Annotated in this window: 8 protein-coding genes; 4 read left to right on the top strand and 4 right to left on the bottom strand. The window is 40.8% G+C overall.

Annotation, left to right across the window (positions count from 1 at the left end; genetic code table 11):
• Window positions 1-324 precede the first annotated feature (324 nt).
• On the bottom strand, window positions 325-3,090 hold the full coding sequence (locus RMZ43_RS00590) for a TIGR02921 family PEP-CTERM protein (protein WP_322652998.1): 2,766 nt from the start codon (window positions 3,088-3,090) through the stop codon (window positions 325-327).
• Window positions 3,091-3,419: 329 nt separating this feature from the next.
• Entirely contained in the window at window positions 3,420-4,745 is a 1,326-nt protein-coding gene (gene gntT, locus RMZ43_RS00585) for a guanitoxin biosynthesis MATE family efflux transporter GntT (RefSeq protein WP_322652997.1), read from the bottom strand.
• 340 nt (window positions 4,746-5,085) lie between these two features.
• Between gntT and RMZ43_RS00580 the strand changes: the two genes are divergently transcribed.
• The 3 genes from RMZ43_RS00580 to RMZ43_RS00570 all read left to right on the top strand — a co-directional run bounded on the left by RMZ43_RS00580 (window position 5,086) and on the right by RMZ43_RS00570 (window position 10,863).
• Window positions 5,086-7,533, top strand: coding sequence for an S-layer family protein (locus tag RMZ43_RS00580; RefSeq protein WP_322652996.1), 2,448 nt, complete (start codon window positions 5,086-5,088; stop codon window positions 7,531-7,533).
• A 317-nt stretch (window positions 7,534-7,850) separates the two neighbouring features.
• Window positions 7,851-9,410, top strand: coding sequence for a phytoene desaturase family protein (locus RMZ43_RS00575; protein ID WP_322652995.1), 1,560 nt, complete (start codon window positions 7,851-7,853; stop codon window positions 9,408-9,410).
• A 136-nt stretch (window positions 9,411-9,546) separates the two neighbouring features.
• Window positions 9,547-10,863 (top strand): FAD-dependent oxidoreductase, encoded by a 1,317-nt coding sequence (locus RMZ43_RS00570; RefSeq protein ID WP_322652994.1) that lies wholly within the window; start codon window positions 9,547-9,549, stop codon window positions 10,861-10,863.
• A 54-nt stretch (window positions 10,864-10,917) separates the two neighbouring features.
• Here RMZ43_RS00570 and RMZ43_RS00565 read toward each other — a convergent pair whose 3' ends face one another.
• Window positions 10,918-15,093: a transporter substrate-binding domain-containing protein gene (locus RMZ43_RS00565; RefSeq protein WP_428850686.1), complete on the bottom strand. Its 4,176-nt coding sequence runs from the start codon at window positions 15,091-15,093 to the stop codon at window positions 10,918-10,920.
• Between RMZ43_RS00565 and RMZ43_RS00560 the strand changes: the two genes are divergently transcribed.
• The gene (locus tag RMZ43_RS00560) at window positions 15,073-15,996 is read left to right on the top strand and encodes a transposase family protein (RefSeq protein WP_322652992.1); all 924 of its coding nucleotides are present in this window, start codon (window positions 15,073-15,075) and stop codon (window positions 15,994-15,996) included. The genes RMZ43_RS00565 and RMZ43_RS00560 overlap by 21 nt on opposite strands.
• Before the next feature lie 114 nt (window positions 15,997-16,110).
• On the opposite strand, the gene RMZ43_RS00555 is transcribed toward RMZ43_RS00560, so the two are convergent.
• Window positions 16,111-22,779: a hypothetical protein gene (locus RMZ43_RS00555; RefSeq protein WP_322652991.1), complete on the bottom strand. Its 6,669-nt coding sequence runs from the start codon at window positions 22,777-22,779 to the stop codon at window positions 16,111-16,113.
• Between the last annotated feature and the right edge of the window lie 19 nt (window positions 22,780-22,798).

Genomic DNA, 22,798 nt, shown 5'->3' with positions numbered 1-22,798 from the left:
TGCAGTATTGGCTTGTGCCATCGTTAATCTTCTGAACCTGCTAGCACTCAATCGGTAAGTAATTGCATGATTTCAAATGCAACCCAACAGTGTGTTCGCCATCCCAAAGTCTCACGGTGCAGCTAAACTCATTTACTGCGCTGACAATTGCCAACGCCCACCCTACACATGGTATAAATCCGTGGTCTGTGATTGCCTGGTTGCAGTGTAGGTGAAATCAGTTATCATGTATCCGCATTTATCAACAGTATATGCTAGCCATCAATAGGTGTACTTATCCACTGAGATGATTTCGTTGTTTAATCGAGAACGGTGAGTAATTAATTAACGCCGACGCTTGACAAAGATCAATAGGGCGATCGCACTCACACCTAAAAGCCATCCCCCTGATGCTTCAGGGACGCTAACTTTCAAGGGATTAATGGGTTTAGAGAGATTTTCCTTACCATTCTCAACTTTACGGTCAAAGCGATCGCTTTGGGCTTCTGCTTCTTTGAGTAACTGTCTTTGTTCATCGTTGACTAATACCAACATCGAAGAATAAGGGCTGACAATCTTGTACTTTTTAGCTACGGCATGAATTGCATCTAAAGTTTTGAGATTGTCTAACTTAATTTTTTTACTCAACCCTAAAATTAATTGTCTGGCTGCTAAGGGCAATAAATCATCCTGTTGGTTGCTAGTTACAATTGCTGTGTTTAATGTTTGCAGATACCAAGCATAACCATTAACAACACTCACAACATCGCTTAAAACTGATTTGGTAGCAATTCGTTGCAGCACTTCAGAAATATCAACACCAACTCCACCACCACTATCTTGTAATGATTTAATGATGCCATCGTTATAAACCCCAGGTAATCCACCTAGATGTACCATCCACAGAGGTGCGGGCGTATCGGGAACGGTTTTATCGTTCTTCGACAATTCATAACTACCTTCATCACTCAACAGCAAAACGACATCATAAGCTGTATCTCCACGCAAATTATTAAACTGTGTCAGCATTTCTTGGGGTTGAATTGTGCCGTAAAAGGCGACTTTTTCCGGTTGAAATTGTAGGAGATCATCTAACCGTTTGGGTGCAGCCCCTGGAGAAACACTAAGATATAAATCTGCATCGTTGTTTGTCAAATCATTATCTGCAAAGCCGTGTTTTTTCAACCATGATAATGTTTGCGCCAATTCTTTAATATGTTCCCCCATGCTGCGAGAAGTATCGAGAACTACAGCAACTCGTTGGTTTTTGGGTAAAGTATAATCTTGACGAGATAGGGGTTTAGCTAATATTTTGTAGCCTTCCTCTAAATTTACTTCATGTAATACAGGCTGAATTTTTCCACTTGCGGGGATGAATTTTTCTAACCAAGCATCGTCTTTCAAACTGATTTCTTTGCCGTTGCGGATACGCTTGGTTTGATTAGTCCAGAATATATTACGTCTTTCCCCTAAATCGGGCATTTCCCAACCCAAGTTTTGTCCCAGTACTTCGTAAGTTAACCATAGGTGCATTTCTGTGGGGAGTGGTGGTTGCCCTACTATTTGTTGTACATTCTTAGGAGGAATAGGAAAAGCCCGTAAGCGATAATGTCTCGGCCCTACTTGTTCCAATAAAGCGGGATCTATAGGCCGTGAACGTCTAACTTGAGAATTATAAACCTTCTGGGCAGCACCACGAGGAGAGACAACAAAAGGGAAACGTTGGTCTAATTTATTAGTATCTCCCAAGTATAAGCCAGTAATTACAGCACTTTCTGGCAAAGAAAAAGAGTAAAAAACTTCCTGAACTTCTTGTGTTTGGTTTTTATAAACTTCGTACAATTCGACATCAGCCCAATCACCATGTTCTTTAACTGTGACTTGTTGCGATACCAATAAAACTTTTTTTTCGTTGATATTTAATAAACCTGCTTTAACTTCTTGTTCATTAAAAGTAGATTGTACTGCGTGACTAACTGCTGCTTTTTCTACTTTTTGTAGAGGTGTATCAAAAAAATCGGCATAAAGTTTCTCTGCCTTAGCAGGATCTTTGTCAGAGCCATTATATAAAAATGGTGACATTAGAAAGTTATAAGTTGCTTGCAATCCATTAGCAGCCGATTTATCTAAGCCTAATACATACTCATACATAGCACTGATGTGGTTATTTTCTTGCTTGCTGCTAAGATAGCGGTAAGAAGATAAATAAGCGTTAACTAATCCTGTGCGGATTTGTTCTGATTTGGCTACGAGTGTTTGGCGATCGCCATCATTTTTGGGTGCATTCGCTAAGAGTGAAAAAGCTAATACTTGGGGTTGTTGTTGTAAAGATACAAAAGTAACTACAAATGCCACAACAACTGCACCAGCAGCAGCAAATGTTTTATTTTTACCATGTTCTGAAGCAAAAGCTCTTAAAATTTTTGCTCCCGAATGTACATACATTGCTGTTAACACCGATGGCATTGCAATAAATAATGTGGCACTAAAACCAAGAATACTTAGCCAAGTGAGAATTAGGAATAACCCCCCCACAAAAGCTGAGTGATATAGTACATCCCATAATGGTTGTACCCATGCAAATTTGATGAATGCTTGCAACAGAAATATTGCTAAAGGCAAGGCATAAAATAACAATACTGCACCTGCATAAATGCCAAATATCAGCATTAATGTATGGGCTAACATTTGTATCCATTGCAAACTACTTTTGCGCCGGGAAACATAACCCCAAAATAATTCTCTAGTAAAAGCAGCTATACATACGCCCGTTGTTATCAGAATTTGGCTACTAGCTGATGTCAGTTCTCTAATCACAAATAACCGCAATAAACACAACACAAATAGTGGTGCTTCTACACCATAAAACAGGCGAATTAGTTGTAAAGGTTGTTTAATAAACCTCCAACCACCAATAATACTGCAAATTGTGGGAATGGCAATTAAAGTAACTAGAGTCAAGGAAAACTCAGTTGGAATATCACCTATTAAGGTTGCCTGAAATAATGGCACACCTACGTATGGCAATATCCCCACGTAAACTAACATTAAAAATGTCAGATTCCAAAGCCAAAAAATTGCGTAAAAACTTATATTCCAAAACCATTTCACAGCTTTACTCCTCCTAAAGTCGATGTTCCTGCATTCATACTCCAGCCTTAATAGTTCATAGTTCCTTACTTTAAGTTTTCCCTCAACCTTGGCTTTTCTAACAATTTGCTTAGATAATGAAATCTTGGCACTTTAACATCAAATATGCTATTTATCAATCCAATAGCCCACATCAGAAGGGTTTTGGCAATCTTAAGATTCTATGCCTCGATTTTAGAGCGTTGGCGTAGCCCGTCGTAGACATCGCTGCTCTATCCCTAAATTTCCTTACCCAGCGTATCTAATGTCTACGAAGGGCTACGTCTACGCCCCAATCTTTGTCAATAAACTCACTGTCTTTTAGAAAATGTTTTTGGTACGCACAATGCCAAAGTTATTGTTCTTGCTGCCATAAATAAAGACATTGATAGCCATAGTAAATGACTATTATGAAAGTACCAAGCTGTAATTGCTGATGGAATAAAACCGATTACAGTGGCTGTAAGCATAGCTTGCCGAAGTATATGACCTTGAGTCAACCCTAGAAAATAACCGTCTAACGCATAAGCGACTGAGCCAAAACCCAAAACTGGTAACAACCAGGGAATATAAGAACGTAAATGATTGATAATTTCAGTATGATTAGTCAGCAATCTTAACAATGATTCTGGGGCCAAAATAAATGCAGTAGCAAACATTAATCCTATAACTAAGCTACTGACTACAGAAGTTTGCAACAGTTTTTTTAAAGAAGTAATATTTCCACTACCTTGAAAAATTCCAGCCAAGCTCTCAGTAGCAAATGCCAAGCCATCTATGAAATATGCTGCCAAGCTTACCACTTGTATCAGCAGGGTATTTGCCGCTAAAATTTCAGTTCCTAACATAGAACTGAGGTTGCTAAACATCGCCATTGTCGAAATTAAAGCGAAAGTCCGAATAATAATTTCTCCATTCAGCATTAAAGCTGATTTTAAAACAGATAGGTTAAATAGTTCCCGAATTAAAGCTTGTATTTGTTTAAATGAAATTGTTTGACAATATAGCAAAATCCCTACTATTAGCATCAGATATTGACTAGTGGCTGTGGCTAACCCAGCTCCTTTACTTGCCCATCCCCACTGAACAATAAATAGATAATCAAGTAGCACATTTGTAAAATTACTAATAGCTGAAAGCAACAACACTTTACTACTTTGTGCTTGTCCAAGAAACCAACCAATCAAGACAAAGTTAATCAGTGTTGCTGGGGCACCCCATACTAAGGCATTATAGAAATCAACACCAGAACTTTTAACTTCTGGTGTAGCACTTAGAATCGCAAACCCTAATATTTGTAAAGGTTGTTGAAATATCAGGATGGCGAGTCCTAATATCAGTGCTAAAATTCCATGCTGTAAACCAATCAGTACTGCCGATTGGTTATCTTTACGCCCGATCGCCTGTGCAACCATTCCAGTTGTACCCATGCGTAAGAAACCGAATGTCCAATAAATATAATTGAATAAAATTGTTGCTAGTGCTACACCTGCTAAATGGCGAATTTCCGTTAAATGCCCTAAAAACATTACATCTATTAGTCCTGCCAACGGAACCATTAGATTTGAAAGAACATTTACAGATGCAAGTTTTAGAAAATGGCGGATGAATACTGAACGTTGAGCAAAGCTAGACAAAATTACTAAATCCTTTGACCTCTGTTAGAAATTGTAATTTACAAATAACAACACTAACTATCAATTTCCCATTGTGGAGATGTAATATAACTTCATTCCTTCTCTTATTTTTTCTTAGTACGATTTTTCCGAGGAGATTGGGACTGCATTTTTTACTCGGTATCTAGCAGCCCATTGTCCCACAATGCGATCGCAAGGACAAACCTATCAAGGTAGGGTGAACGCAATGTCTGCGGCAAGTTCTGTTTTTACAGAATTACACTAAAGATTCTAAAACTGTTAATGCACAATCTTATTTAGGGAAACCTATTGATATATATATATTGATGGGAACTGAGCGATGAAAGCTGTCTCTGTTTGCTGGAATTTGGTTAATGTAATTTTGACAGGTGGGATGCTCTTTTGGTGCGGCTTTGCCAACGCTCAAGTCACCGCAGATGGAACTGTCAACACCACTGTTTCCCAAACTGGTAATAATTTTACTATCACTAACGGTAGTGCTGCAAACAGTAACCTCTTTCACAGTTTCCAGCAGTTTAGTGTTCCCACCGGTACTTCAGCCATCTTTGATTTAATCAACACGCCTAATATATCCTCAATATTCAGTCGGGTTACAGGAGGTAGTGTTTCTCACATTGATGGCGTGATTCAAACTATTAACAACAACAACCCGGTTAGCTTATTTTTGCTCAATCCTAGTGGTATTGTCTTTGGCCCCAATGCTCAACTGAATATTGGTGGCTCCTTTATTGGTACAACTGCAAATAGCATTAAATTTGCTGATGGGGTGGAGTTTAATGCTACCAACACTACAGTAGCACCCCTGTTGACAATCAATGTACCAGTTGGCTTGCAATTTGGCCAAAACTCAGGCGGGATCGCAGTACAAAACTCGATTAATAGCATCCCCCAAACTCCACTCGGTTTGCAGCTAAGTTCAGGTAATACCCTTGCTTTGCTAGGAAATGGAATTGATTTAACAGGTGGCGTTCTCAAAACCGTAAATGGCTCGATCCAACTTGGTAGTGTCCAGTCAGGACAAGTTCGCTTAAATCCTACAAGCCAAGGGTGGACATTTGATTATTCTAATGCTGAGGGACTAAGCAATATCCAGTTGACTCAACAAGCACAAGTATCTGGCTTTGGGTTTGGCAATAGTATTATTCAAATGCAGGGTAGAGATATCAGCTTTTTAGAAGGTTCGGCTGTTACCAGTCAAAATCAAGGTGTCTTTTCATCAAATCGGATTACGATTAATAGCACTGGATTGTTTACCCTCGCAGGAACAAACCCAACAGGAACTAGAAGCAGCCAATTAGCAAGCTACACAACCGGGAAGGGGCAGGCTGGAGACATTACCATCTCAACTGGACAACTATTGCTGCGGGATGGAGCGCAAATCAAATCTCAAAACTTGAGTTCGGGGCAGGGTGGAAATATCATGGTAAAGGCTGCCGAGTCTATCTCAGCCAATGGATTTAATCCTGTCAATCCTTCAGTAATGACATCGATTTTGACAAGCTCGTTTGGTTCTGGAAAGGGAGGAAACGTTACCTTGTCAACTCAAAAACTTACAGTTGCTAACGGCGCTACTATTGGGTCAACGACTCTTACAATTGGTAATGGTGGCGATGTCGAAATTGATGCCTCAGATTCGATAAATGTTTCTGGAATTAATAACATCACATTTCTCCCTACTGTTGTGAGTTCATCAACAGTAGGAAGTGGAAATGCTGGAAATCTAACTATCACAACTGCACGATTAACAGTGGAGGCTGGAAGCCTAGTTACCTCTTCGACTGGCGCAATCGGAAATGCTGGCAATGTAAAGATTTTGGCTTCAGACTTTATCGAGGTGAGCGGTGCATCACCAAATACTATGTTAAGTAGTAGAATTGGCTCTAATGCACTACGCCTTAATCCTGTCACCCGTGCGACTTATGGGCTACCAGAATTTCCCAGTGGTAATGCGGGAGGGGTAATCCTGATAACGCCTCAATTGCGCGTTATGGATCGAGGTGACATCGGGGTGAGAAATGAGGGTACAGGCAATGCAGGTAATTTCGAGGTTTATGCTGACTCGATTCTCCTGACTAATCGCGGAACAATTTCCGCAACTACACAATCTGGAAACGGAGGAAACTTGGTTCTCAATGCTCAACAACTGTTATTAATGCGGGGTAACAGCAAAATTTCTGTTGAAGCCAAGGAAGCAGGAGATGGTGGTAATATCACGCTCAACGCTCCGAACATTGTAGGTTTAGAAAATAGTGACATTATTGCTAATGCCGTCAAAGGTCGGGGGGGCAATATCCAAATCACTACACAAGGGCTTTTCGGACAAAAGTTTCGTCCCCAACTGACGCCAGAAAATGACATCACTGCCAGTTCCCAATTTGGGGTTAGCGGCACGGTTCAAGTCAATACCATCGGCGTTGATCCAAATTCGGGTTTAGTTGAATTACCAGCAAATGTCACCGATCCATCTCAGCAAATTGCCACAGGCTGCGCGGACAATGAAAGCAACCGCTTTGTTGTAACGGGTCGGGGTGGTGTGCCGCAAAATCCAAATCAACAAGTAGTGAGCGATCGCACTTGGTCTGACACCCGCGATATCTCAGCATACCGCAATCGTGAGGTGACAGTCAAAATTCCTCCCTCTCCAGAGAGACTTGTCCAAGCTACTTCCTGGCATCGCAACGCTAATGGCAAAGTTGAATTAATTGCAACGCAATCTCCTGAAAATATACAACCCCAGTTAACTTGTGCTGCACTTGTGAAGAATTAGTTGCTCTAGGAACTTTGCAACCCCAAATTATCAGGACGTTTGTCTCTACTAAAGTTACTCTAATTCCGGGCGGTATCAAGATAAATTTATGCCGCCATCTTCGGCATCACAATATTTTTTATTATAAGTTCACCTATTGATGAATTGGTGTTTATTCCTGATGAAAGAGAACTTAAGCATCAACATCTTCTAAAGTGGTATTAAATAATTAATTTACGATGCGATCGCCATCATTTAATCGCATCCTGTTTGAAATACGGCTATTAGCATAAAAAGCGGACGAATTGTGAATATCTCGTCGAGCGAGGGATCATACTATGAAACCGGATTATCTTATTGTCGGTAGCGGTTTATCAGCATTAGTCTTTGGTGCTTTAATGTCAAATGGCAAGACCGTGCAAATCCTTGAAGCCCATGAGCATCCAGGTGGTTTTGGTCACACCTTTACGATGGCTAAAAAATATACATTTAATGCCCAATTCCATTATGTTTGGGATTGCGGTGAAGGACAAACGGTCAATCGGGTACTCAAGAAACTGGGCTTGGATCGGGAAGTGACTTTTGAACGGTACGACCCGGATGGCTTTGACCACATGCGAATGCCGGGATATGCATTAGATATTCCTTCGGAACCGGAAGAACTAATCCAGCGATTATCAAGGTTGTTTCCTGCATATAGCGATCGCATTCGCCAATTTGTTAACGATGTCGAAAAAACGAGCGCAGGTTTGAAAATACTCGCTCCTCCAGTTAAGCCAATTGAACTGCTCCAACATCCGGGTGAAGTAGTTTGTACCGTGCAATATCTCAACAGCACACTTCAGGATGTATTCGACAAGTTTCGGCTACCCCAAGCCGCCCAAACCTTATTTGCTCTGCAATGGCCTGATTTTCTGCTGCCTCCGAATCAACTCTCGTTTTATGCCTGGGTCGCTTTGTTCAAGGGCTATCAAGCCGGTGCATTTTACCCAACCCAGCATTTTGAGCATGTAATCAATTCTTTAGTCAAAGTGATTGAATCAAATGGAGGGCAGGTATTGCTCAACCATGAAGTCACAAATTTTAGACTCACAGACCGCACAATCACCGGAGTTGAGGCGATGGATCTAACTACCCATCAAACTCATGAATTTACAGGTGACACTGTGATTTGCAACATTGACCCCAAAAAAGCCGCCAAAATGATTGGTGAGTCAAACTTCTCTAAAACCGTGCGCCGAAAACTCAACTATGAGTATTCTGCATCTAACTACATGGCTTATTGCGTCGTCAAAGACCTCGACCTGCGAAATTATGGATTTGGCGAGTGGAATCTTTTCCACACAGGTCATCAGGATTTGAATGAAGCCTTTGCTCAGATGTATGAACACAATGATTTTTCCAATCCCAGCTTTGCCATCACAACGCCCACTTTATTGACACAAGCAAGTCGGGATTGTCCAGAGGATTGCCAGATTGTCGAATTCCTGACCGTTGCTAATTACAACTACTTTAAACAATTGCGGCAGAGCGATTCCCTTCGGGACGGCAAAGCCGAACGCAAAGCCTACAACCAGAAAAAGCAAGAAATCTTTGACTCTATTTTGGATGTCGTAGAAAAAGAATATGTGCCGAACTTTAGAAAGCATCTAGTCTTTCATATCACGGGCAGCCCTACCACCAATGAACGTTTTTGCTGGTGTCCCAATGGAAATTCCTACGGTTCTAGTCTCACACCGCGCAACATGGGTCTGGGACGCTTAAATCACGAAACCTCACTCAACAATTTCTATTTCTGCAATGCTTCATCAGGCTATCCCGGTTTTGCTCCCACATTCTGGACTGGAGCATTGCTGTATCAACGATTATCTGGTGATGTGCTTTTAGGCAATAGCTAAATAGACAGTTAGGAAGAGGAAAGGGGGCAGGGGGAAAGAGGCTTTTGGGATTTTTGCACAGATGCGGTAATCACAAGTGATTAACCGGACTTGATATCACACATATCATTCATATTCAACAACTGAGAGGTCAGTTATGAGAATTGCAGTTATCGGTGGTGGAGGCAGTGGTATGGCTACAGCTTACCTGCTTGATAAACAAGGGCATCATGTCACCGTGTTTGAACGGCAGCCGATGTTGGGGGGACATATTCGGACACTCAACAAGAATGTTCAGCCTAACCAATCTGATTGCAATGAAATGTTGGAAAGTGGAGTGCTAGAATTTCCTACTGTATTTCACAACTTCATTGCTCTTATGCAAGAGCTAGGAGTGGAACTAGAACCCATCCGTGTTGGTTCAGCTTTATTCCCCAAAGATGGCAATCCCTTTTTCTCGAAGGTCATGATTGAGAACAACTATACAGGTATTCACCGCCTCATTGAATCTCTGCGGTTCGATGTTCTCCATGCCCGTTCTGTTGGATTATGGCTAAAAACGCGATTTGCTCAGATGGAAGATTTTTACGATCAGCCACTATCTCAATATGTGAACAACCAAAGTATCAGTAATATCTGGCTAAAGTTGCTGACGATGTATAGTTACTCAATACCGTTTCAACTCATTGATAACTTTCCCGCAGAGATGGCAATTCCGATGTTACGCGACTACCTTGCAGTTAAATGGGTCAGGATTAAAGGCGGTGTATATTCCTATATTGAAAAAATTTTGGAACGATTTAAAGGTGAAGTCTTGTTGAATGTGGAGATTGCCAATATTGAAAGAAGCCTAGATGGTGTGAAAATCGAGCGATCGCAGCATGAGATCCAAGAGTTTGATAAAGTCGTGTTTGCCACGCCACCCGACCAAGTTATGGCGCTGTTAGCTGACCCAACCGATGCTGAAATTAAACGTTTTTCAGGTTGGAGAGCCAATTATGCAACCACTACAATTCATACGGATACTTCCATGTATGATCATCATCACATCCACCATCCCTCGGAATTTGATTTCTTCCAGACAGAGAGCCGATGGGGTTATAACAGTTATTTGAATCAGCTTTGCAACATATCATCTCCACAGCATTATTTTTTATCGTTTCAACTAGAAGGATTGATTGCTCGCGATCGCATTATTCACACTCAAAAACATCACACTCCGTTGTATACTACTGAGTCTTTTAGATATCGAGATGAAGTAGTTGCCACCAATGGAGAAAACAATACTTATTATGCGGGAGCTTATCTTGGAGATGGCTTGCATGAAGGAGCGATCGAGTCTGCCTTTCGAGTTGCTCAACTCATTGGTTCACCTTTGGCTCTCTCCATTTCTGGTTTCAACGACAAAAATACAAACATGCTCAGGTTAGCAGCATGTACAACAGAGCATGACAAAGTTTTGCAGGTTGATTAGAGGCGTTGCTGATTTCATATATGAAAATGATTCTGCATGATATTAAAATCCTTGCTACAAATTAACGCGCATGATGATGTCGTTATAGTCAACATCACCACCTCCTGGCAAATCTTCAAAGCTAAAGATGTTATCTCCTAACATCCGTATGTGGTCTACACCATCCCGATTAGCGCTGAGGAACGAAAAGTAAACTTGGTCAAGTTCTTGCCCATTCAGTACTTGTTCAAAACTACTATTGCTGACAATAAATGGTGCAAATATCGATTTATCAAGAGTAGCGCTCAAGGTTGTGGTGTTTTGGTTAGCGGTACTTAGATTGATACCTAGTTTTTGAGCATCTTTGATCGCAGCTTGAGTGTAACCAGCTTCACCTGGCAGCACAATGCCATTACCAGTATCAATAGCTCCGTTAAGGGGATCAATCACCCGATAAAAGCCAACAAAGTTATCGAAGGCAGCTTCACGATAAATCATGAAGTTGGCTGTGGTACTTTGGTTACTCATTTCGCGCAAGTCTAGCATCTCGCCTTGGGATCGAGTTTGTGTTTTTGTGCCCAAGGTTGGGAGTTGAGTAGTTGGCTGTATGGTCATTTCTAAGTCAAGAAAATTGCTGCCATCTGGGGTGCGCCAAACTAAGGAGAAGGTATTGTTACCTGCATCCAACAGCTTCAATGCATTATCACTGCCAACTACAGTGCCAAAGAATACGCTTTGATTTTGTCCGCGCAGGAGAGCATCAGTAGTACCATTTTGTACGGCGTAGAAGCCTAAACGAGTGTATGCTGGTAATTCGTCTAAGATGCGTGACAGTTCTTCTGCTGCAAAACCTTGGGGTAAGTTAGCGATCGCACTAAACATGATTTGCGCCCTTGCTAATGCTGCTTGGGCATAACCAGATGCACCTGGAGTCAGTCCGCCTATAGTACCAGCGTCGTCATCTACGACAAATACGCCAATTTCGTTAACTTGGGTACTATTGTTTTTATTGATTTTCAGTTTTAGTTTAGTTGCACTACCCAGTTTTAGCACTTTGTCATTGGCAAGAGAGCGACTCAGCAGCAATGGGAAATCTGGTTCATCGGTTAAACTAGCGTTGTTAACACTAAAAGGTGGAGCATATTGGATGCCAAAGTTGCTATAGAGTTCATTTTGATCGCGGGGTAACAAGTCTGTGTTGAAATTCCGTGCATAGATTTCCTCATAGTTACCTACTGCCTGAATTATCTTGACTACAAAGTCATTGGGTAAGCCAAGGGTGGCTCCTAAATTCCCTTTGATTCCTAAAAATTCCTGAATTTGGGCATCAGAATCATCAGCCAGGTTGTCATTGGTATTTTTAGCAATCAACTCATCAATGTTTTTTGAGGTAATACCATATTCTTCCGCCTGAATTAAGGAATAAGTTACCCAACGCACCACATCAGCCCACTCTGACTGGTTTTCGTCAATCACTAAAGCTAAGGGTTCCTTAGAGAAGACTTCTTTTAAAATTTCGTGTTCTTCTGGATGCTCAAAAGTCGGTATTTTTCCTGCCAGCAGGGTGATGTCATTGAAAATAGCATCCACATCTCCTTTGACGTAAGCAGCATACATATCATCACTGCGATCGAAGTAGGAAGGAGTGAAGCTGACATCAAATTTCTCCAGAGCATCTTCCAGGTTTTGCAGGGCAGAAGTTCCTGTGACGACACCAATTTTACGACCATTGAGGGTAGGTAGTGTAGTAATTCCGCTATCAAACCGAGTCAGAATCCCTTGTTGGCTGTAAAGATAAGTTGGACTGTAGTCAATTCCCAGCTTGGCATCACGTATCAGGTTGTGGGTATAAGCTCCCGCAGAAACATCAACAATGCCATTAGCTGCATTGACAAAAGCATCATTTAATGATTGGGTGACAAATTCAACTTTGCTTGCATCTCCGAACACCGCAGCAGATAAAGCTCTAGCTAAATCAACATCAAAGCCTTTGAGAGTGCCATCATTTTGTTTAGCGGCAATTCCTGGAAATTGTAGAGTTTCCGGTAAACCAAACTTGATTACGCCTCGCTGCTGAATCTCTGCTAACAATTGGCGCTGATCGTTATCGATTAACTGAACATCGTCTGAGCTACCAGAGAAAGGTAGAGAATACATTAAACCGCCATCTGTCCACAGAAGATTGCGATCGCGCTCTAAATTTGGGAAACTACGTTGATAAATCTCCCCATAGTTCCCCACCTGCTTAATTACTTGGACAACAAAATCTTTGCGGATACCCAAGGCTGCACCCAATTCGTCTTCTAAACCTAAGAAACGACGAATTGCCAGATCAGAATCATTATCATCACGCTTATCGGTATTATCAGCGAAAATCTGGTCAATATTCTGGGAACTAATGCCAAATTCTTCAGCTTGAATTGTCGCATTCGTCACCCAGCGCACAACATCTGCCCACTCTGACTCATTTTCCGGTAAGACTAAGGCAATGGGTTCTTGAGAAAATTCGACATCTAAAACCCGCTGATTTTGCGCTTGGGATAAACTGCCTACTCGATTATAAATCAGCGACCGATCTGTAGAAACAGCATCGATTTCACCTCGGCTATAAGCAGTAAATAGTTCATCAGTGGAGGTAAAGAAGCGGGGAACAAATTTAACTCCTTCAGGAGTTAAGAGGTTTTGTAAATTATCTAAGGCTGTTGTCCCAGTCAGCAGACCAATTGTGTGACTATTCAGGTCTAAGACATTTTTGATATTGCTATTAGCTCGGACAAGAACAGCTTGGTGATCGTAGAGATAAACAGGGCCAAAATCTACATTCAGGCTGGCATCTCTTGTGAGATTTTCGGTAACTCGGCGCGCACTTAAATCAACTTTGCGATCGGCAACGAGTTGGAATGTGTCAGCAAAATTGCTTGTAACCTGCTCAACTTTACTAGCATCCCCAAAAAGTGCCGCAGCCAAAGCGCGGACAAATTCAGTATCAAACTTCAGAGTATTTGATGATGCAGATGTACCCAATTTGATATAACCACGCTGCAAAATTTTGTCGAGCAGTGTAGGGTTATTAGTATTAGCTGCTTTGGCTGGATCGCTGGGTATTATAGAGTTGCTGTGATTGTTGTTGGTTGGCGGAGAAATCGCCGTGGGTTGTTGATCAACTATCTGAATATTGTCAGCTAGATTCGGGAAGTAGGAATATGTATCGCCTTGATTTTGGATGAGAGCAATATTTTTACCTTTAAAATCTAACACACCACTAATGAAGCGGAAATCATTCAGATTGGTGACACCAAAACCTTTGCTAGAAATCTGAATTTTATCTCCTTCTTGAGGATTGAAATCCAAAATAGTATCAAATCCATCTTCAGGAGAATTAAGGAAGAAGACATCTGCACCGTCACCGCCATTGAGGATGTCATCACCCGTACCACCAATTAAAATATCATTGCCATCATCAGCAACCAGCCAATCATTATCCTCATTACCGTTCAGGATATCATCGCCGCTGCCGCCTGCAATTTCATCGTTACCATGATTTCCTTCGAGATAATCATTGCCAACTCCACCATTGAGGATATCTGCACCGTCACCCCCCACGAGGCGATCGCTTCCGGAACTACCTGCGATAAAATCATCTCCGAAACCACCGTCAAGGTTGTCATCCCCGAAATTCCCTTCAAGAACATCATCACCTAAACCACCGATCAGGGTATCGTTACATTGAGCGCCTAAGAGATCATCATCTCCATCTTTACCATCCAGCAGATCATTACCATAATCCCCATCTAACTGGTCATCATCTGGAGTGCCATTTAAGGTGTCATCACCTAAGCCACCGCGAATATCAGATCCCTTGACTACACTATCAATTACCTGCTTCTCATCATCTCCAATCTTGATTAACGCTACTTTTGCTGTCGGATCAATAAGATAACCTTCGCCAACAGACTTGAGTGTTAGGGTAATGGATTCTTGACCTTCGGTACCTTCGTCATTTAGGGCAGAAACCGTGATTGTGGCACTGCTTTCTCCTGGTTGAATGTAGAGTTCTTCTACATTTTCTTGTCCAACTTTATAATCTTCATTCTCAGTTCCAGTCCCAGACAGTGAGTAGAGTATCGTTAACTCTTGATTCGGTGCAACTTGACTGAGTTCAATAGACATCTCCAAAATAGTATCATTCTGTGATAAAAGAACATTAGAAAAGTTTTTTGACACATAAATATGAGTGATATACTGAAGCACATTGAAGAAAATCCTAAAGAAACACGGAGGTTAATTGGCCTGAAGTATGAACAGTTACAACAATTAATCAAAAATGCCGAACAATTAAATTATGAAAAACAAGCTTTAAAAGAATCAAAAAAAATTAGAATTATTGCTGGCGGTGGAGGTCGAAAACCAAAACTATCTGTTACAGAACAAATAATTTTAACCTTGGTGTATCTCAGACAAATGACGACATTTCAACTTCTTGGTATCCAGTTTGGAGTGAGTGAATCGACAGCGAATGACACATTTAATTATTGGTTGCCAATACTGAGAGAATTGCTTCCATGCAGTTTAATTGAACAAGTAAAAAAAAACGAGTCTGACTTGATGGTAGTTCAAGAAATACTTACAGAGTATGAATTAATTGTAGACAGCTATGAACAAGTCAGGGAAAGACCCAGAGATAATGAGGAACAAGAAAAATATTTTTCAGGCAAGAAAAGTAATCATACATTTAAAAGCCAAATAATCATTATGCCAGATGGTAGAGATATTGTTGATCTTGTGGCAGGAGAACCAGGCCCAAAAAGCGATATAACAATGTTTAGAGAAAATCGTGATAATTTTGACCTAAAACAAAGTTTTAAGGGAGATTTAGGTTATATAGGAGAAGATGTAATTGATACTCCAATTAAGAAACCAAGAAATAAAGAGTTGACAACTGACCAGAAAAAATCAAACAAAGAATTTTCTTCTAAACGAATATTTGTCGAACATCGAATCCGTTCGGTAAAAATCTTTCGAGTTGTTCAAGACAGATTTAGGTTAAATCCCAAAAAGTATGAACAAGTTATTTTGACAATTTGTGGATTAGTCAGATTACAAATTAGAGCGCTAATATTACCATTAAAAATACCTGCTATTTCATTAGGTTAAAATTAACGCATATAATTAGATTTTTTTGCCTAATTATCAACAGTCAATATCTCAAAGCATTATTCTGTCGTATAAACTAGCTAATTTAGGATGATTGCATTTACGGACTATAGCCTAGCCACATAAAGACTTTGAACGTTTTCGGAGATGTCTAATTTTAAATTCTGCTTTATTATCAGTAGTTTCATTGATGTCTTCAGTAGCAATAACGCGAATTATGCGATTGCCAAAGGCGCTGATATCGGCATCTACAAAAGTATAGTTTTGGTTGAGGGTGGTTTGAAATTCTTGGAAGATGACATCTGGATTGCCCCCCTCAGCCAATTGCTTAACTAACTTTGCGACATCGCCTTGAACTACTCGCTTCACAGAAGCTAAGGCGGGTAAAGCATCCACTAGAGATTTTGATGCACCAACTTTAGCAACTTGGGATAAGAATTTGTTCCCTTCGGCGGTAATTTCAGCAACTTTACTTAGTTGGGCATCTGTTGCTGTGAGTTGATTTTCTGCGAGTAAGAAGGTGAGGAAAGACTTGACAACTTCTGAATTCGTTAAATCAAAAGCTGGTAATTGCTGTTGCGATCGCTGTTGGAAAAACTTCGCCAAAGATGCGATCGCCTCTAGTAAATTATTGGGATTGCTCTGTAAACCATCCAGAAAAGCACGCCCATGATTTAGCAACGCCTGTACTTGAATATGGGTGAGATAAATAGTTAAACCTTTTTGGCTACCTTTACCTAAAGCCAAAAGCGGATCAAAGGTATCGATATCATCGTCAAATTTTTCTAGCCCTAGTTGCTCTTTTACCAGCACATCTGCTTCTTTATCAGTTAATCCTGCTTTTTGAACTAATTTCGCTCGTAAACTCGTTAGAGGCGTAATAATCTTGGCATCTGGAAGCGCAATCAAAGCACCAGATGGCAAGCCACTGGAAGTATCAAAACCATCCAAAGCTAGCAATTGCCCTTCTGATGGGTTAATGATGCCATCACCATTGATATCGAATTCTTGGGGTAAATCTAAATTAAATTGACCATATTCATCGGAAATGGTCTTAATTTCGCCTTCATCCCATTGATTGTTGAAATTCGTATCGAAGATAATTGTCGCTGCCGCAATATAGCTTTGAGAAACAGAACCACTAGCACTAAATCCTGATGCACCCAAAGAGAACTTTGCTAAATTCAGTCGTCCAAATTCTTTTTTCCAGACTGAACCCAATCCGAAAACTTTAATTTCTCCTTCGAGAAAAGCATCAACTTTACCATTGAGGTTAAACAATTCAAATGGTTTGTCGATCCGAGAAATAATTTCAGAAGCTCGAATCTTGCCATCGCTGGTGCCATTGTTTTCACCCACATCGACAATATCTAAACCAACCGTACCTTGAATACCGCCTCGGAGCGTTGCGTCAGCAATTAAGGCTTTTAACTGCAAGCCAGCAGCAATAGTGGCAGTTAAGGTCAACTCATCAACATCTTTTCCTGTACTATCCCAGTCACTTAGATAGAAACCATCGAAGACTTTATAGGAATCCTTTAAGGAGAAATTGTTGTTTTTCCACTGATTAATTCCATAGGTATCAAAACCCCCAACCAAATTTGTTTTGGCTGTAAATCCACCGCTTAACTCTCCATAGACAGGAGTATAGATAGGGAAGCTTTGTGAAATAGCAAAGTTAAAATCAAGGTCGGGGATGTCATAAATCACCAGGTCGGTAGTTTTACCTAACAGCAGATCAATTGCCTTGAGGGGATTGGTGAGGATGGGGAACTGTAACCCTTCAAGATTTTTTAGTTTGCTGAAGAAACTAGATGTAGCTTTAGCATTAGGATTGCTACTAACTTTCTGTTCCGATTGCTTGAGTGGATCGGATGTGGTTTTTGTTGTTTGTAGTCCGTTAGTATTACCCGCACCAGTATCTACTTTACCCGCAGCATCTTTAGCATTCTGACTGGCTGCTTTAAAGTCAGTTAATGCATAGCTGCCCAAATCAATCACAATCGGTTCATTAGCAGGAATCTGGCTTAAAATCTCAATCAGATCGATAATATCCCCGGCAGCCTTGATGAATTTTTCTGATTGTTCTAATTTCGCTTTCTGTTCTGCTGGAACTAACTTTTTGGCAATTTCTAAAAGAGTGATTTTTTTATCATTATTCGCATCAAATACTTTTCCTAGCCCCAGTTCACCCAGAAGTTTTGTATCACTATTTAACAGTTTAATTACAGGGCGAATAGGTTCAATAATTTCGTTGACTTCTTTAATAATTGGCCCAAGAAAATTACTAATAAATGTCCCTAAGTCAATAGCGATATTATTAAGTTTGATGTTGGCCCCATTTTTTTCGGCTTGTTGTTGATTGCCGTAGTTAAATATGGGGAATTGAGCCGCGATATCAAAACTGAAGGATGGAAATACTGAATTACCGTTGATACTTGTTTTTGCTTTCAGTCCCAGATTTGCCGCACCTACTAATTGATACTCAACCAGGTCATAGAAACCTTGTTTTGCCCCAGATTTAGCTGTTTTTAGTAAGTTGACCAAATCCAAGACACTTAAGCGATTGCCATCATTAATGCCCTGAGATTCCCACTTGCCATTTTTGTAACTTAAGCCAACTTGCAAGCCGCTCAACTCTCCTGAAAGACTTATTTCTTTATTGGAGGAAGCGCTGCTTTTAATCACGCTAATTTGAGGATTATCTAGTTTAATTTCCGGAATATATTTAGTAATCACCTCTGGCAAGCCCAGAGTTTTACTTAAGGATGTGAGATTAAGACTAGTTGGCGAAACTATTTGTACGCGATCGTTACTGACAAATAAATTAACAGTAGACGGCAGTAAATCTACATCCCCAATTTTGGCTGGTAATCCCAAGGAAGTGGCTAAATTACTCAGATTAATGCCACTAGCAGAAAACTGATAATTGGTTGTTTTATTAAAATTGCTCAGTGTCAAGCTGGGATTGGTTAAAGACAAATCGGGGATGGTGGTGAATACAGTGTCTAGCCCAGGAATTGCCTTAATTACCTGATCCAGTTTGATCTGATCCGATGTAACTTGAAATTTATTGCTTTCTAATGTCAAATTGACCGTACCAAAAGCATTCAAGACCTGGGTAACGGTATTAGACATTTCACTCGGCAATATGGATTTCGCTTTTTCACCAAGCCAAGATGTTAACTCTTTTGTTGGTAATTGATCTGCCTTAAATTTAAAAGTTGCATCTTTCCAAGTGCCAGCTAACCCGCTAGCATTCTTCTCCGGTTTGATAATGGTGATACTGGGATTGGTAATTGGTAGTTTTAAATTATCAACGGATAAGTTATCTATGCCAGGAATCTTTTTCAAGACTGTGGCTAAATCGAGAACGCCTTCGTAAGTGATTTGGATGGAATTTGTGCCTAGCTGTACATCAAGGCGACGAGCTAATTCCAGAAGATCATTGACAACATTCATCACCTCTTGGGGGAGTTGAGCGTTGGCTTGTTTGGTCAGCCAATCTACCAATTCTTCCTTGGGTAAATGATCTGCTGCAAAGGTATAATTTGCTTTGCTGAGTCCTTTATTTAAGTCATAAATTGTCAGCACGGGATTGGTAATCGGTAAGTTCAATCCTGTGGTTAAGTCTGACAAGCCCGGAATCTTCTGAATAATCTTGCCAACATCCAGCGTTCCGGGGTAACTAATTTGCAGTTTATTGTTCTTGAACAGGACATCAAACTCTGCGGCTGTATCCACTAACGCAGACACAATATCTTTGACGGATTGGGGTAGTGCAGACCCTGCCTGGTCGATTAACCATTGCTTTAATCCGTCTTTTTTGAGTTTTTCGGCGGTGAAGTTAAAGTCTGTTTTGTAAGTAGTGTCTGTGGGTTTGTCTTTGTATCTGGTAATCGTGAAGGCTGGCTTGCTAACTAACAAACTGCCTGCTGGTGGCAATGTTAAAGTTTTGACTCCATCAATTTGTCCCAGAAGCTTAAACAGATCAAAATCACCATCATAAAGAACTTGAATTTCGTTCTTGTCAAGGACAACGTTGAGATTGCCTTTTTGCTCAGACAGACTCTTGAGAATATCTTTAGCAGCTTGCGGAAGTATATCTGCTGCTTGATTTCCTAACCAGGTAGTTAAGTCTAGAATCGGGACATTTTCTGCCTGAAAGCGAAAGTCAGCTTTTTTGCCAGGGTTGAGAATAGTAATACTAGGATTCTTAACATTAAGAGTTAAATCTTGGGAATTAAAGGAGGATAACCCAGGAATATTCTTAATTATGTCTACTAGCTTTAAGTCACCCTGATAAGTTACTTGAATTTGACTATCACCGACTTTAACATCTAGCTGTTCACCTATTGCGCTTAAGGTGTCGAAGATAGATTGCAGTTCTGCCGGAATTAGTTCTTTTCCTTGGACTTTCAGCCAATCAATCAATTCTTTTTTGGGCAAGCGATCGGCGACGAAGCTATAATTAGCCTTTTGATTGGCTCCGAGATTGCTAATTGTGAGACTAGGGTTGAGAACAGGTAACTTGAATTGGTCGCGGGGAAGGTCTTTAACGCCGGGAATTTGCTTGAGGATGTCGCTCAGTTCTACTGTCCCTTCGTAGGACAACTCAATTTGATCGTTACTGACTTCTAAATCAATTCCTTGAGCGATCGCACTCAAACTATTTACTATTGCTACTACATCTTCTGGTAGTACGGCTTTCGCCTGCTCTGTTAACCATGTTGCGAGTTCTTCTTTGGGTAGGCGATCGCTCTTGAAGAGGTACTGAGCTTTTTGATTGGGATCGCTACTCTTAGGATTAATAATGGTAATGCTGGGATTGGTAACTGGCAAGTTAAGTCCCGCAAGGGCTTTGATATCTTTCACACCCGGAATCAAGCTAATGACTTTCACAATGTCAAGATCGCCAACCACAGCGATTTGCATTTGTCCAGTTCCTAAAATGAGATTAATGTCAAGGTCTTTACCATTCTTATCTTTACCGATTGCTAGTAGCTGATCGAGAAGCGTACCCACTTGTTGGGGTAAGACATTGCCAGTATTAGCCTTTACCCAAGTAATTAGGGGTTGAACAGGGAGGCGTTCGGCACTCAAGAGATAGTCAAATTTATAGGCTCCTCCTTGCTTACCTTGGTTGATTAATGTCAAGCTGGGATTAGTAACAATGAGTGCCAACCCATTCAAAGGTAAGTCTTTTACCCCCGGAATTAAATTGGCGATCTGCATGAGATCGATATCGCCGCGATAATCCAGTTGAATTTTATCTTTGGCAAAGACAACATCCAGATTCGCTGATAACTTATCGAAGACAGCTTTAACATCTGCTGGTAATTGAGAACTGATTAAATCGAGCAGTTCTTTTTTGGGTAACTTCTCAGCAGCAAAGCTAAAGCTGGCGTTCTTACCAGGGTTGAAGATAGTCAGACTGGGGTTGATAATGTTGAGGGGAGTTGTAGAACTAGCAAGCAGTTCTTTTACTCCCGGAATCAAGCCAAGCACTTGCACCAAATCGACTGCACCATTGTAGGTGACTTGAATCTGGTTGTTGCCCATAACCACATCCAACTGCTGTGCTACCGCAGAGATATTATCGAGTAGCGATCGCACATCTTCAGGCAATTGGGCTTTGATCCAAGTAATTAGTTGTTGTTTGGGTAACTGATCGGCAGCAAAGCTAAAGCTGGCATTTTTACCCAAATTCGTAATCGCAAATCTGGGATTGAGAACAGGTAACTGCAAACCATTGAGTGGTAAGTCTTTTAATCCCGGAATGACTGCGATAATTTTGGCTAAATCAAGGTTTCCTTTGTAACTCAGTTGCAGTTGATTGTTACCCAATTCCACATCCAAGCGATCGCCTATGTTCAACAGGGAATCGATGATGCTACTCACTTCTGTTGGAAGCAACGCCTTAACTTTTTCAGTTAGCCATTCTGTTAACTGTTTTTTGGGCAACTGTTCAGCAAGTAAACTATAGCTGCGATTCTTGGCGTTGGTAATGACAGTAAAGCTGGGATTGAGAACCGGAAGTTGTAAAGTACTGGGAGTCAAAGAACTTAATCCCGGAATCACCCTCAGCGCCTTGGCTAAATCGACTGTTCCCAGGTAGTTGATTTGAGTTTGTTTATCTCCCAGCACTAAATCAACTTGAGAAATTTCCTTCAACAGTCCCGTGAAGACATTGCGCGTGCTTTCATCGGTAATGTAAGTGTTAACCTGATTAGTCAACCAAGTTTTCACTGAATTGATGGTGTTGAGCGGTAGCCGATCGGCACTGAAGCTGAAGCTAGGGGAATCTTGAGGATTGGTAATCGTGATGCTGGGATTAGCGATCGCTAAATCTAATCCTTTGAGGGGAAGTAAAAAGTCTCCTAGTTGCGTGGTGATTTTATCGAGGATAGTTTTGAAATTGAGATCGCCTAAATAGGTGATTTGGATTTGATTGTTGGCAAACTTCACATCGAGATTCTCAACAACCGCGATCGCTCCTTTGATAAATTCTCGAACATCTTGGGGTAACTTGGCGATGACAGTTTTTGTCAACCAATTGACTAATTCTGTCTTAGGTAAGCGATCGCTAGCAAATGCAAAATCAATATCTTTGAGATTCTTTGTTCCCAAATTGCTGAGAGTGAGGCGCGGATTGTTAACAGGTAAAGTCAATCCATCTAAAGATAGGTCTTTAATGCCAGGTATGACTTTTGCGATCGCAGCTAAATCGACATTGCCCTGATAAGCTAATTGCAATTGGCGATCGCTAAACAGAATATCCACCTGTTGGGCGATATCAGAA

This window comes from Nostoc sp. CmiVER01 (genome assembly GCF_034531135.2).
In the GTDB taxonomy this organism is placed as follows: Bacteria; Cyanobacteriota; Cyanobacteriia; order Cyanobacteriales; family Nostocaceae; genus Nostoc.
The sequence above is the reverse complement of the archived record's forward strand: the minus strand, read 5'-3'. Positions and strand labels throughout refer to the sequence as shown.